This is a genomic window from Yoonia maritima (assembly GCF_043641945.1).
Lineage (GTDB): Bacteria > Pseudomonadota > Alphaproteobacteria > Rhodobacterales > Rhodobacteraceae > Yoonia > Yoonia maritima_B.
In genome coordinates this window covers 217,327-229,046 of sequence record NZ_JBHZRX010000003.1, presented here as the reverse complement: position 1 = coordinate 229,046, position 11,720 = coordinate 217,327, and the positions used below count along the sequence as shown (strand labels likewise).

General features: G+C 53.9%; 14 protein-coding genes. 6 read left to right on the top strand and 8 right to left on the bottom strand.

Annotated features, from left to right (window positions below; translation table 11 throughout):
* The first annotated feature begins 8 nt into the window (after positions 1-8).
* A complete protein-coding gene (locus tag ACHUEV_RS07725; protein WP_394178601.1) occupies positions 9-887 on the top strand; it encodes a lysophospholipid acyltransferase family protein in 879 nt (292 codons plus the stop codon).
* Here the strand turns inward: ACHUEV_RS07725 and ACHUEV_RS07720 are convergent.
* Positions 884-1,759: a 3-hydroxybutyryl-CoA dehydrogenase gene (locus ACHUEV_RS07720; protein WP_394178599.1), complete on the bottom strand. Its 876-nt coding sequence runs from the start codon at positions 1,757-1,759 to the stop codon at positions 884-886. The genes ACHUEV_RS07725 and ACHUEV_RS07720 overlap by 4 nt on opposite strands.
* A gap of 161 nt (positions 1,760-1,920) precedes the next feature.
* Between ACHUEV_RS07720 and ACHUEV_RS07715 the strand changes: the two genes are divergently transcribed.
* Positions 1,921-2,769 carry a DUF6473 family protein gene (locus ACHUEV_RS07715; protein ID WP_394178597.1) on the top strand — a complete coding sequence of 283 codons (849 nt, stop codon included), beginning with the start codon at positions 1,921-1,923 and terminating at the stop codon, positions 2,767-2,769.
* Between the two features lie 13 nt (positions 2,770-2,782).
* Here the strand turns inward: ACHUEV_RS07715 and ACHUEV_RS07710 are convergent, their stop codons facing one another.
* The gene (locus ACHUEV_RS07710; protein ID WP_394178595.1) at positions 2,783-3,595 is read right to left on the bottom strand and encodes a LysR family transcriptional regulator; all 813 of its coding nucleotides are present in this window, start codon (positions 3,593-3,595) and stop codon (positions 2,783-2,785) included.
* 100 nt (positions 3,596-3,695) lie between these two features.
* Between ACHUEV_RS07710 and ACHUEV_RS07705 the strand changes: the two genes are divergently transcribed.
* Genes ACHUEV_RS07705 through ACHUEV_RS07695 form a run of 3 tightly spaced genes read left to right on the top strand, consistent with a single transcriptional unit; the run spans position 3,696 to position 6,162 of the window.
* Positions 3,696-3,869 carry a hypothetical protein gene (locus ACHUEV_RS07705; RefSeq protein ID WP_394178593.1) on the top strand — a complete coding sequence of 58 codons (174 nt, stop codon included), beginning with the start codon at positions 3,696-3,698 and terminating at the stop codon, positions 3,867-3,869.
* A gap of 20 nt (positions 3,870-3,889) precedes the next feature.
* On the top strand, positions 3,890-5,062 hold the full coding sequence (locus ACHUEV_RS07700; protein WP_394178591.1) for an AMP-binding protein: 1,173 nt from the start codon (positions 3,890-3,892) through the stop codon (positions 5,060-5,062).
* Positions 5,062-6,162 (top strand): thiolase family protein, encoded by a 1,101-nt coding sequence (locus tag ACHUEV_RS07695; protein WP_394178589.1) that lies wholly within the window; start codon positions 5,062-5,064, stop codon positions 6,160-6,162. The genes ACHUEV_RS07700 and ACHUEV_RS07695 overlap by 1 nt, the downstream gene beginning before the upstream one ends.
* On the opposite strand, the gene ACHUEV_RS07690 is transcribed toward ACHUEV_RS07695, so the two are convergent.
* The 6 genes from ACHUEV_RS07690 to ACHUEV_RS07665 form a co-directional block, all read right to left on the bottom strand.
* On the bottom strand, positions 6,159-6,839 hold the full coding sequence (locus tag ACHUEV_RS07690) for a nitroreductase (RefSeq protein ID WP_394178587.1): 681 nt from the start codon (positions 6,837-6,839) through the stop codon (positions 6,159-6,161). The genes ACHUEV_RS07695 and ACHUEV_RS07690 overlap by 4 nt on opposite strands.
* Positions 6,829-7,383 carry a biotin transporter BioY gene (locus ACHUEV_RS07685; RefSeq protein WP_394178585.1) on the bottom strand — a complete coding sequence of 185 codons (555 nt, stop codon included), beginning with the start codon at positions 7,381-7,383 and terminating at the stop codon, positions 6,829-6,831. Before ACHUEV_RS07685 ends, ACHUEV_RS07690 begins: the two co-directional genes overlap by 11 nt.
* A complete protein-coding gene (locus ACHUEV_RS07680; protein WP_394178583.1) occupies positions 7,384-7,998 on the bottom strand; it encodes an energy-coupling factor transporter transmembrane component T family protein in 615 nt (204 codons plus the stop codon). It abuts the gene before it with no gap.
* Positions 7,973-8,737, bottom strand: a complete 765-nt coding sequence (locus ACHUEV_RS07675; protein ID WP_394178581.1) for an energy-coupling factor ABC transporter ATP-binding protein — start codon at positions 8,735-8,737, stop codon at positions 7,973-7,975. Before ACHUEV_RS07675 ends, ACHUEV_RS07680 begins: the two co-directional genes overlap by 26 nt.
* A 216-nt stretch (positions 8,738-8,953) precedes the next feature.
* Positions 8,954-9,880, bottom strand: coding sequence for an electron transfer flavoprotein subunit alpha/FixB family protein (locus ACHUEV_RS07670; protein ID WP_394178579.1), 927 nt, complete (start codon positions 9,878-9,880; stop codon positions 8,954-8,956).
* Positions 9,880-10,638, bottom strand: coding sequence for an electron transfer flavoprotein subunit beta/FixA family protein (locus tag ACHUEV_RS07665; RefSeq protein WP_394178577.1), 759 nt, complete (start codon positions 10,636-10,638; stop codon positions 9,880-9,882). Before ACHUEV_RS07665 ends, ACHUEV_RS07670 begins: the two co-directional genes overlap by 1 nt.
* A 276-nt stretch (positions 10,639-10,914) precedes the next feature.
* Between ACHUEV_RS07665 and ACHUEV_RS07660 the strand changes: the two genes are divergently transcribed.
* On the top strand, positions 10,915-11,652 hold the full coding sequence (locus ACHUEV_RS07660) for a hypothetical protein (RefSeq protein WP_394178575.1): 738 nt from the start codon (positions 10,915-10,917) through the stop codon (positions 11,650-11,652).
* Positions 11,653-11,720 lie beyond the last annotated feature (68 nt).

Here is an 11,720-nt window from a genome sequence, read left to right as displayed (position 1 = left end):
GAATTACCGTGACTGAAACGACCCGGAATATTCAAACACCTTCGGTAGCGGCGAACGAGGCGCCGCATGTCTATGACCGTCGTAGCCTTACATATTCCAATACGTTCGATAGCCCGCTGAGGCGCAATGTCATTCGTACCATCGAATGGATGACTGCCAAGGTCAGGGTTATTCGTATGATCCGCAAGTTCGAAGGCTTGGGAAAATTCCACGGTCAGGATTTTTGGCGGGCCACATTGGGCGTGATGGGAATTGACCTACTGACGCCGCAAGAACAGCTTAACAATATTCCTAAATCTGGTCCGACGGTGTTGGTGGCAAACCACCCTCATGGGATGGTTGATGGGATGATCCTTGCTGATATGATTGGCCGTGTCCGCACTGACTATCGCATTCTAACGCGTTCTATCCTAACGGGGATTGACCCAGAAGCCGGTGCTTTCATGATCCCGGTGCCGTTCCCGCACCAGCCTGACGCTCAAAAGCAAATGGTCGAGATGCGGCGAACCGCGATGGAGCATCTTAAGAAGGGTGGATTGATCGCGCTATTTCCGTCTGGTGTTGTCGCTTCATCCGAGACAATGTTCGGCCCCGCGATCGAGGCTGAATGGAACGTGTTTACTTCCAAGATGATCCGTACTTCGGGTGCACAGGTTGTACCGTGCTTCTTTCCCGGATCGAATTCGCGCTGGTATCAAATGGCGAACCGGGTTTCTGCGACGCTACGCCAAGGTCTTCTTTTGTATGAAATCGTGCATTCCTGCGGCAAGCCGCAGAAGCCGGTTATCGGCAAACCGTTTGATAACGACGAAATCCAGACCCGCCTGAAAGAGCCACGCGCGTTTATGGCGTGGTTGCGTGAACAGACCTTGGGTTTGGGCAATTAACGCGTCGGGACTGGTGTCTCGCCTCGGTAATCGTAGAAGCCGCGTTTAGTCTTGCGGCCCAGCCAACCTGCTTCGACATATTTGGTAAGCAGCGGGCAAGGCCGGTACTTCGTATCTGCTAGTCCATCGTGCAACACGTTCATGATCGCCAGACAGGTATCGAGCCCGATAAAATCTGCAAGCTCGAGCGGACCCATCGGATGGTTCGCACCCAGCTTCAGCGAGGTGTCGATGGACTGGACCGATCCGACACCTTCGTAAAGGGTATAGATCGCTTCGTTGATCATCGGCATCAGGATGCGGTTCACGATAAACGCGGGGAAATCTTCGGCTGTGGCAGATGTCTTACCCAACCGCTCCACAACTTCGAAACAGGCTTTGAACGTTGCTTCGTCAGTTGCAATTCCGCGGATCAGCTCCACAAGCTGCATGATCGGGACCGGGTTCATAAAGTGAAAGCCCATGAACTTTTCAGGGCGGTCCGTGCGCGACGCAAGGCGTGTGATCGAAATCGACGATGTGTTCGACGTTAGAATCGTCTCGGGCTTAAGGTGCGGCTGAAGTTCGGCAAAGATCGCGGTTTTGATTTCTTCGCGTTCCGTTGCCGCCTCGATGATAAGGTCCATTGGACCCAGATCAGGTAGGTTTTGGGTCGTTGCTATGCGGCCCATTGCATTGGCTTTGGTTTCCGCCATGATGACGTCTTTGCTGACTTGGCGCTCCAGATTGCGATCAATCAACGCGACGGCCGATTCTAGCGCGTCCGCGCTAATGTCGGTCATCAATACGTCGTAGCCTGCCAATGCAAACACATGCGCAATGCCATTGCCCATCTGTCCCGCGCCAACGACGCCTACACGTTCAATTGCCATCTGGTCATTCCTTTACCGGTTGTCCGCACCATATGCCCGTGGGCAGGGGGGCTTCAAGTCGCGCAGTTGATGAAAAGTTAAATTGAATTTTGTCATTAGCACTTTGGCAAAGGATTTACGCGAATCTCTGGGCTGGGTGAGAATTAGAATTGGTAGGATCCATGAAACAAGAGGTGATAGAGGCCGAAGAGCTTGGCTATGCGCCATGTCGATACGGCAATTCAAAGGTGTTGTTCCGTGGCCCCCGCAGGAGGCTGGATCAACCTTATATGGCCTTTATTGGTAGCACAGAGACATACGGCAAATTCATTGAAAAGCCGTTTCCGATGTTGGTCGAAAAGGCGATGCGCCAGACCTGTGTGAATTTTGGTTGTGTGAACGGCGGGATCGATGCGTTTGTTAACGACAGCTCTGTCATGGAGATATGTCGCAAATCGGAACTGACCGTCATTCAGGTTATGGGGGCGAATAATCTATCGAACCGGTTCTATTCGGTGCATCCACGTCGGAATGATCGGTTTCTTCGGGCGTCGACCGTGTTGCAGGCGATCTATAACGACGTTGATTTTTCGCAGTTCGCCTTCACGCGCCATATGCTGGGCTCTTTGCACGAGAAATCGCCGGAACGGTTTGAAATCGTCGTCAAAGAACTGCGCGAAGCCTGGAGCGCACGGATGAAGAATATGTTGGGTCAAACCGGGGATAGGGTGGTTTTGCTTTGGTTCTCTGACGAACGGTTAAGCGACCAGGACTGGACGACGCGGCCTTCGCAGCTGCAAACGGATCCACTGTTTATTACCGCATCTATGGTTGATGAACTACGCCCCCTCGTGCTTGACGTGGTGGTTGCCAATCCTTCTGCTGCGGCACTGGCTGCCGGTACTGAAGGTATGTTTTATCCGTCATCACAGGCTGCCATGGCGACCGAAATGCTGGGCGTGCGATGTCACCAAGAGGCCAGCGCAACCCTAATAGAATCGATCCGGGCACAGTTGTACCGGGCATCTTAATGCCGCCCTATAATCATTCGAGTGCGTGATACATCCGATCAATCGCTCTTCGCACCTCGGGCAGGTGTCTGTCATCATGATGGGTCACAATCCATTGATCATGTGCAAGCTCTGCGATGGTGTCGTCGACACGGTTTAGCGTTGGCTCTGTGTCGCCGATAAATGTTGGCAAAAGCGCGATGCCTTGGCCAAGTAGTGCAAGGTCGAGGCTATTTCGCGGGGCGTTTACCTCGTGAATGGCGTCATTGCCGATCATCCGATCGACCCACCGCGCTGATGGGGTGTCAGCAATCACTTTGATCCATTTTTGCGGTGCTTTTGGTGTCGCGTAAGGCGCGAATTCCACACGGGACATTTTACGCCCAGCAAGGCTTGGCTCTGTTGGGCGGCTATTGCGAAAGCCGATGACAATTTCACGGTGCGGGATATCAAGGATGTTCTCGGCTGCGATAAAACGTAACCGGATATCGGCAGGCGTGCCGGTAATCTGATCAATGCGTTTCAGCAGATGCAGTGTGGTCCACGACCCGGCAGATATCTTAACTACGGGATTTTCTGTGCCATTGGACGGCTTAGTAAGCTGAATAATCCGCGTTTCTACATCAGTTAGATCAGTCAAAAGCTGACGTGCATCGGCGGTCAATTCGTAGCCACGGTCGTGACGTATGAACAGATCGCGACCGATTGCGCGTTCAAGCGCAAGCATCCGACGTCCAAGCGTCGCGGGGCTGCGGCCCGTTGCCTTGGCTGCCGCCGACAACCCGCCATCGCGTGCAACGGCTAAGAACAGATGCAGGTCGCGCCAGTCTATCGCTGTTTCATTCATGAAAAGATCAATTCAATACGTTTCATTTTGTTGCAGCTAAACAGCCAGTAAATCTTGCTTGGGTCAACCGCTGATCAATAGCCAGCAAGAAGGAGCGCATATGTCCCTCCACGAACAAACACCTTTCCCAAACGAACCAAAGACAAAGGCATTGCAGGCAGAGGATGCATTCATGCGCGAACACGGCGCGCTTGGTAGTCGTTGTGTCTATCTGGCTGTTGAGGCAATTTCATCGTGTTACGCGCTAATCGTACGTTCCATCGCCCAACGCTAAAGTGCTAGATTGCCAGCGATATGACTAACAATGACACCTTTTCGCTGAACGAAAAAAGCACGGTTCTTACGCCGGATGCGCCGGGTATCTACGAATTGCTGGATTGCATGCGTCATGGCAAAACGATTGCGGCGAGCCAGTCTGCGCGAAACCCGATCAGCACGCGAAGCGATGAAAGCCAATGGCTGCTTTGCGAAACGTCAGGGTCTAGCGGCCAGCCAAAGGTCATTCGGCGTAAGCCAGAGACGTGGACCAAAAGCTTTGCGATTACGGCCGAAAGGTTTTCGATATCTCCTGATGACACCTACGCCACGCTGGGTGCATTGGGGCATTCGCTGACACTGTTCGCAACGGTTGAGGCGCTTAGCCTTGGCGCGGATATCTGTGCGTTGGCAAATCTAGGACCGCAGCGACAGGTGCGTGCGTTGACGGATTTTGGCGTTTCGGTCGTTTATGCAACGCCGACCCAATTGGGGTTGCTGGTCAAAGGTGCCGCACTGGCGCAAGTCAGCGTGTTGCCAAATGTGCGGTATGTGTTTTCGGGCGGTGGTAAGCTGGATGCGGGATTGAAAGATGCGCTGCATGTTCTGTTTCCCGCAGCACAGGTGCACGAATTTTTCGGCGCCAGCGAAACGAGTTTTATCACGATTTCCGACAATGACACACCGCAAGGATCGGTCGGCAGGCTTTATCCGGGTGTCCAGATGACAATCGACGCGCCCCAGAATGCAACCACGGGCGAGCTGTGGGTGAGTAGTCCCTACTTGTTTGACGGATACGACAGTGGTGATCACCAAGACACGCGATGGAATGGTGCGTATCTAAGCATCGGCGAGATGGGGCATCTGGATGCCAACGGTTATCTTTTCCTGAGTGGGCGCAAGAACCGTATGGTGACGATTTCTGACACCAATGTTTTCCCTGAAGAGGTAGAGCGTTGCGTCATCCAGTTGGACGATGTTGAGCATTGCTCTGTCATTTCGGCCCGGGATGAAAAACGGGGGAATCGCCTTATCTGCTTTGTACAATCCTCTGGCGGCGCATTTGATCCTACGGTGATCCGTGATCACTGTCGTGCGACGTTGGGGCAGCATTCGGTGCCCAAGGAAATTCGATTTATCGAACAAATGCCAACACTCGCGGCGGGCAAACCCGACCTGCAAAAGCTGCGTGAAATGATTGGCGCGCATTGATGTCTAAGACATATCTAATAGCCGCAAGGCGCAGCCCGGTCGTGCCCCGCAATGGTGCTTTCGCGCATTTGTCTATTGAAGAACTCGCAAAGCCGGTTTTGCTGGCGGCGCTAAATGACGCGGGTGTGTCGCCGACGGATGTTGGCGAATTGATCGTGTCCAATGCGCTGGGTGCGGGCGGGAACCCGGCGCGTATCGTTGCTTTGAACGCAGGTTTGCCTGATCGGGTTGCGGGTCTGTCAATTGACCGGCAATGCGCTGGCGGTCTGGATGCCCTTATCTCGGCCGATGCGATGATCCGTTCTGGCCAGCACCACATTGTGGTTGCGGGAGGCGTCGAAAGCTATTCGCGTCGGCCACTGCGGTACCAAACTTTCGCCGATGGGCGTGATCCGGTGCCGTACGATCAGGCGCGGTTCACGCCATGGGCAGACCGTGATCCTGATATGGCGGCCGCTGCTGATCAGCTTGCCCGAAAGCTTGGGATCAGCAAAACCGAGCAAGACGCATGGGCCGTCGAAAGCCACGCCAAAGCGTTGGGTGGAGAGCACCCAGAAATCGTGCCTATCGGTGAAACCATTGGCGACACATTCACGCGTAACCTTTCCGTTCGGCTCTGTGAAAAGGCCCCGGTGGTGGCTGGCAGTATCACCGCCGCGAATATGGCAGTTGCGGCTGACGGGGCAGGGTTTGTTGTGCTCGCGTCAGAAGAATTTGTCGCCGATCATGGGATCGATGCTGTCGAGTTCGTTGCCGGTAAAACCCTAGGCGACGATCCCGTGCTGCCCGGTATCGCACCGGTCAAGGCAATTAACGCGGTCTTGGACATGGCTAACGTGAAGGTTGGTGACCTGATCAGCGCCGAGATTATGGAGGCCTTTGCCGTTCAAGCAATCGCTTGTCAGCAGGGTGCAAAACTGCCTGTTGAAATCGTTAATCGGTATGGCGGTGCGCTTGCTTGGGGCCACCCAATTGGGGCTTCTGGGGCGATACTTGCTGCACGTTTGTTTCACCAATTGCTGCGAACTAAGGGAACGGGCGTTGCGGCGATTGCGTCAGCTGGTGGTTTGGGATCGGCCGTTGTGTTGCGGTCAGATTAATCGTCGAACCCACGAAAGGTCGTAAACGCATCAAGCGGCAAGCGCTCTGTCCGAAACTGGTTCACCTTTGCCTCCTTGTCAGGAACACCAAGGGCGATACCGCAAACGACCATTTCATCCTGCGGCAATTCCAAGTGTTCATGCACGATGGCCCCATAGTTTGCCAATGCGCCAATCCCTGACGCACCTAGGCTTTCGTCTTCGGCGGCAAGCAGAAACGCCATGATCGCCATACCAAGATCCATAAAGCAGCCTTTGCCCATGTCCCGATTGATGGTGACCACAATACCAACAGGGGCATCGAAAAAGCGGTAGTTTTTGGCGAACTGATCACGTCGTCCGGTGATATCGCGGCGGGAAATGCCTAGCGCCTCGTAAAGCGCAAAACCTGCTTTGCGTTGCCGATCTTTTAGATCGGGCGGCATCACATCGGGAAAGTATGAATATTCAAGATCGATTGGTGTGTTGTCAGCGACAGCCTGACCAAGCCGCGTCTTAAGTCCGGTCAGCGCCGAACCTGTTAGCACGTGAAACTGACCGGGCTGTAGATTTGCACCGCTTGGTGCACGGCGAGCGGCATTGCACAGCCGCTCTACCGTGTGACGATCAACCGGGTCTTGGGTAAAGGCCCGGATAGATCGCCGTTGGCGTAGAAGTTCGTTCAGATCAGACGGCATCTGCACGCGATAGCAAGCTTGCTGGGCGTGCCTTAGCAAGTGCCGCTGTCAGCATGCCGGCGATCCCAGCTTTCAGTAGGTCGCCAGGGATGAATGCTGTCGTCAATCCCGCTGCTTCAATCAGCGACTTTTCTAGTGCGATGGACATGCCAACGATGCCGAATGCGTACATCACAACAATACCGCCAATGACAGATGCGATCCCGGCGACGATCATCAGCGGGGCACCACGCCATTTCTCAACAATCAGACCTGTGACAAAGGCTGCGACAGGCCAGCCAATCAAGAAGCCAGCTGAAGGCGATGCAAAGACGCCCAAGCCGCCCCGGCCGCCAGACAAGAGCGGAACACCAATCGCGACAATCAAAAGGAACAACAGAACGGCAAGCCCGCCGCGTTTCGAACCTAGAATTGTGCCACACAACATGACGCCAAGGCTTTGCGCGGTGATGGGCACGCCAAATCCAAGTGTGACTTTGGGGATAAGCCCAAGTGCCGCGATCAAGGCGGCGAACAGGGCGATGAGTGCTACGTTCTTTTCCATTTAGTTTTCCTTCAGGGCGTCAAATCCACCGCGAGCGCGCAGGGCTTCTGCGACTTGGTCCGCGTCATCCAGCGCGAGCACGGTGAAAGGTAAGATGATACGCCAGCCCGAGGGCCGGCACGACCGTGCGCGCCATGATTGCGACAGCAGCGATCCTTTTTCAACAAGAACCGGGGTAAGCCGGATTACCAATGCAATTGCTAATTCGAGTATGTTTGGCCGCAATCCGAAACGGGTTAGCGGCCGTGTAATCGTACGAACAACGTCGATCATATCTGACAACAGTGTTGTCATGGTCACCAGATTTGCCAGTGCTACTGCGGACATCATTCGCAGAATGACAGCGGCGCCCAGTGCGACTTCACCCGTCCAAAGATGCCAGATCGCAACCACAACAATGAACGGCCACAGCAAACGCAATGCGCGGAGGCCAGCCATAAAGAACGCGCGTCCCGGCAGGGCGTAAAGCGTCAGAATGCCGGCGAAGATAACGGCGTGAATGGCGGCGTTCTGAACATAAAACAGCGCAACAGTCGAAACGCATAGCGCCGCCAGCTTTGCGCCAGCAGGCCAGCCGTGGGCTTTGGTTTTAATCGGAGAGGTCAGAGATATCATCGGATCCCCCCAATTCTTTCATGCGCGCAACATAGGCAGGCATTACGTTATCGGGGTTCCCCGTTTGCTGAACGGCGCCCTGTTCTAGCCAAATCACATAGTCGTATTCGGTAAGGTCAGCAGGATCATGAGTGATGTGGATCAGGCTACCGTGATACTGCGAAAGATAGCGGTTGAGCTGGGCCTTTGTCGGGATATCGAGCCCGGTGAACGGTTCATCAAGGATGATTGCTTTAGGGGCCATGGCCGCAACTGCCATCAAGCACACCAAGTGTTTCTGACCCTGCGATAGCGTGTTGATATATGCCTCGGCCCAATGCGCCTTACCAAAACTGGTTAGCGTTTCTTGGGTCTTGGTTGCCGCAGTGTCTTTGGATTGACCAAGCTGGCGTAGTCCGAAGCTTATCTCTTCTTCAACCGTGGGAAAGATGATCTGGTGATCGGGGTTTTGGAACAGAATCCCGATTTCGGTTAGTGCTGCTTTGCGGTTCTTGAACAGGTCTTTGCTATTGACCTTTGCGGTTCCCGAAGTCGGCGCAATCAAACCCGCAATTAGGCGCGCGAGCGTCGATTTTCCCGATCCATTTCGGCCAACAATACCAACACGGGCTGCATTCGTTTGAATGGAAACGTCAGAAAGAATGGATTTACCAGCCACGGCATAACACAGATCAGCCAGCGCGATATCGCTTCCAACTGCTGCAGTTTTTATGCCGGTATGAAGGCCGTCCATTGTCATTCCGCCCTGCGCCTCGCCCCTCTAAGAGCTGATGGCAGCGAAGGATTAAATCGCAGCCGATAAGCCTGCGGCTGGGTAGCGGAAATCGGGTGGGTGATCAAGGTCAGCCCCGCTGCGACGCAGCGGCTTAGCACATGGCACCCAAAGTCGCTGAGTTCGTAAGAAAAAGGCCCACCTATTCAGGAGGGCCTTTCCAAATTCTTCTCGACTGACGGCTTACAGCTTTTCAGTCAGCTCAGGTACAGCCTCGAACAGGTCAGCGACCAGACCAAAGTCGGCGACTTGGAAGATTGGTGCTTCTTCGTCTTTGTTGATGGCGACGATGATCTTACTGTCTTTCATCCCGGCAAGGTGCTGGATCGCACCCGAGATGCCGACAGCAACGTATAGATCAGGTGCTACCACCTTACCTGTTTGGCCAACTTGCCAGTCGTTCGGGGCATAGCCACTGTCGACCGCGGCGCGTGATGCGCCAACAGCTGCACCCAGCTTGTCTGCCAGTTTCTCGATCAGGGCAAAGTCCTCTTCGGAACCAACACCGCGACCACCGGAAACAACAACGCCAGCAGAAGTCAGTTCAGGACGATCAGATTCGGCGACCTTGTCTTCGACCCATTCAGACAGCGCAGGGTCAGCAGCGGCACCGATGGTTTCGACAGAAGCCGAACCGCCCATGCCCGCAGCGTCAAAGCCAGCGGTACGGATTGTCAGGACCTTCGTCGCGTCGCCAGATTTTACAGTCTGGATTGCGTTGCCCGCGTAGATTGGGCGCTCGAATGTGTCAGCGTCAACAACGCCGGTCACTTCGGAAATCACCATCACGTCTAGCAATGCCGCAACGCGGGGGATGATGTTTTTCGCGTCAGTCGTGCCCGGCGCAACGATGTGGCTATAGTCGCCAGCTAATGACACGATCAAAGCCGCAGTTGGTTCGGCCAGACGGTGGCTAAGCGCCGCGTCTTCGGCACAAAGAACCTTGGCAACGCCGTCGATTTTCGCAGCTTCGTCAGCAGCGGCTTTCGCCGATGCACCAGCACAAAGAACAGTCACTTCACCCAATGCAGCGGCAGCAGTCACTGCTTTTGCAGTTGCATCAACGGCCAATGCGCCGTCGGTGACTTCAGCAAGTAGAAGAACAGCCATTACACGGCCCCCGCTTCTTTGAGTTTCTCGATCAGCTCATCAACAGAGCCAACGATGATCCCAGCCTGACGTGTTGCAGGCTCTGATGTGCTGACCACGGTTAGGCGTGGGGTGACATCAACGCCGTAATCGGCAGGTGTCTTTTCATCCAAAGGCTTTTTCTTGGCCTTCATGATGTTTGGAAGCGTCGCATAGCGTGGCTCGTTCAGGCGCAAGTCAACGCTGATGATGGTTGGCGTCTTGACCTTGATGGTCTGTAGGCCGCCGTCAACTTCACGTGTGACAACTGCGCTGTCGCCGTCCAGATTAACTTCAGACGCGAATGTGGCTTGTGACCAACCCAGCAGGGCAGACAACATCTGACCAGTTGCGTTCATGTCATTGTCGATTGCCTGCTTACCACAGATCACCAGATCAGGGTTTTCTTCCTTAACGATTGCCGCAAGGATTTTCGCTACAGCGAGCGGTTCGATGTCTGTGTGAACATCGTCAGCTGCGACAACCAAGATCGCGCGGTCTGCGCCCATCGCCAATGCAGTACGCAGTGTTTCCTGCGCTTGCTTGACGCCGATGGATACAGCGACGACTTCTTCCACTTTTCCAGCTTCGCGTAGGCGAATTGCCTCTTCGACGGCAATTTCGTCGAATGGGTTCATGGACATTTTGACGTTTGCAAGATCGACACCTGTGCCGTCCGTTTTGACGCGGACTTTCACGTTGTAGTCGATCACGCGCTTGACCGGTACGATGACCTTCATCTGCGTTTCTCTCCCAAGAAAATTGATCGTAAGCGTTCTCAAGACGTTGTTAACCGCTCAGAGCAGGTGACAACAGTGTAAAATCGACGCGGTAGGGAGCAAGGACGCCACGTTCTTGACGTTTACGTCAGGTAGTTTGGTGTAGAGGGAGCCGTGACGAAGAATTACGATAGGTCCGTGAGGGGGTGTTAGGGCCTCGGTAGGTCAGGGCGGTCCGCTTGACTGAGGGGTCGGGTAGGCTATCTACACAACAAATATATTAGAGAAGCCACACATTTGTCAGTAATCAAGTTTCTGGCAACAACCTGCAAAAAATATGGAAAGCAGATGTTGAGGCAAATTTTGGTCTTTACGCTGGCTTTTTCAGGCGGAGCGGTGTTGGCAAGTCCGCAAGATGACGCGGAACTGTTCATGCGACACTTCATCGACCAATACTACTGGGATAGTGCCTACCAATCCAATCGACGTTTCAGCGTAGAGATTTATGAGAGTGCACTACGTGAACGGGGAGTGGTCATATTGGATCGAGGGCGCTTCACGGAATTGATGCCAGAAATTGCTGCAGATGAAGCTATGGAGCGGTTGGAAATCCGTGTGTCAGGGCTTGTTATTGACGGTTACGGGCCCGATCATTTGTCAGAGATCGCAGCTTTTCTTCGAACTCCTACCGGAAGGAAATTGTTGTCAATTGCAAACGAAAATGACTTTTTTTCACATTCGTTAAGAGAACGACAGGGCGATCCTATTAACGAATGGGGCGACTATTTATCTCCGTTAGAGCTTGCTCGGTACAAGGCCTTTACTAGCAGTGCGGCCGGCCAGATCTTTGTCGATCAGACCCAGACGTTGCGTAGATCCTTGATTCCCGAAATTTTGGGGATAGGGAACTGGCCTGATCCACCACTAAACCGGCCCTATATTGTTGAAATTATTAAGACCGATGGGGTTTTGAGCTTCCCAAACCCTGTCGCGCGTCAATCATTGATACGAGAGTTGAGCGCGGCGAACCCGTAGCTAAAGATGTAGTGTCCAATAGGTGTTGACGATCCAGAGCTCTCAGAGCTTCTGTACTGAGTGGAAGC

Excerpts from the sequence above, each read along its gene's own strand:
- ACHUEV_RS07710 (WP_394178595.1), bottom strand. The coding sequence starts at position 3,595 with ATGAATGAAACAGCGATAGACTGGCGCGACCTGCATCTGTTCTTAGCC.
- ACHUEV_RS07690 (WP_394178587.1), bottom strand. The coding sequence starts at position 6,839 with ATGCCGTCTGATCTGAACGAACTTCTACGCCAACGGCGATCTATCCGG.
- ACHUEV_RS07675 (WP_394178581.1), bottom strand. The coding sequence starts at position 8,737 with ATGACAATGGACGGCCTTCATACCGGCATAAAAACTGCAGCAGTTGGA.
- ACHUEV_RS07685 (WP_394178585.1), bottom strand. The coding sequence starts at position 7,383 with ATGGAAAAGAACGTAGCACTCATCGCCCTGTTCGCCGCCTTGATCGCG.
- ACHUEV_RS07680 (WP_394178583.1), bottom strand. The coding sequence starts at position 7,998 with ATGATATCTCTGACCTCTCCGATTAAAACCAAAGCCCACGGCTGGCCT.
- ACHUEV_RS07705 (WP_394178593.1), top strand. The coding sequence starts at position 3,696 with ATGTCCCTCCACGAACAAACACCTTTCCCAAACGAACCAAAGACAAAG.
- ACHUEV_RS07670 (WP_394178579.1), bottom strand. The coding sequence starts at position 9,880 with ATGGCTGTTCTTCTACTTGCTGAAGTCACCGACGGCGCATTGGCCGTT.
- ACHUEV_RS07715 (WP_394178597.1), top strand. The coding sequence starts at position 1,921 with ATGAAACAAGAGGTGATAGAGGCCGAAGAGCTTGGCTATGCGCCATGT.
- ACHUEV_RS07720 (WP_394178599.1), bottom strand. The coding sequence starts at position 1,759 with ATGGCAATTGAACGTGTAGGCGTCGTTGGCGCGGGACAGATGGGCAAT.
- ACHUEV_RS07700 (WP_394178591.1), top strand. The coding sequence starts at position 3,890 with ATGACTAACAATGACACCTTTTCGCTGAACGAAAAAAGCACGGTTCTT.
- ACHUEV_RS07695 (WP_394178589.1), top strand. The coding sequence starts at position 5,062 with ATGTCTAAGACATATCTAATAGCCGCAAGGCGCAGCCCGGTCGTGCCC.
- ACHUEV_RS07665 (WP_394178577.1), bottom strand. The coding sequence starts at position 10,638 with ATGAAGGTCATCGTACCGGTCAAGCGCGTGATCGACTACAACGTGAAA.